The sequence below is a fragment of the Bacillus sp. SIMBA_154 genome (assembly GCF_046536015.1).
In the GTDB taxonomy this organism is placed as follows: Bacteria; Bacillota; Bacilli; order Bacillales; family Bacillaceae; genus Bacillus; species Bacillus pumilus_P.
In genome coordinates, this window is record NZ_JAWJBV010000249.1 from 1 (window position 1) to 273 (window position 273).

The window sequence follows — 273 nt, forward strand, 5'->3', positions numbered from 1 at the left end:
TTTTATTATGATGAAACAGTTTAACTTATCAGCCAATCTAATGAGCTTAGGGGGCTTAGTGATAGCAATTGGGATGCTGGTGGATTCATCGGTTGTTATTGTTGAAAATATTTTAAACCGGCTGGCTAATAATCAACATTTACCTAGGCTGCATGTTATTTATCGTGCCTGTAAAGAGGTTGCTGCACCGGTTTTTTCAGGCACTATCATTATTATAATTGTATTTTCACCCCTGTTAATGCTCACCGGGCTTGAGGGGAAATTATTTACTCC

At 38.1% G+C, this 273-nt stretch carries 1 protein-coding gene; it reads left to right on the forward strand.

Going from position 1 to position 273, the window contains the following annotated elements; all coding sequences use genetic code 11:
• Positions 1-58: 58 nt before the first annotated feature.
• A partial coding sequence (locus R0K30_RS21915) for an efflux RND transporter permease subunit (RefSeq protein WP_410612941.1) occupies positions 59-273 on the forward strand: 215 nt, incomplete at its 3' end.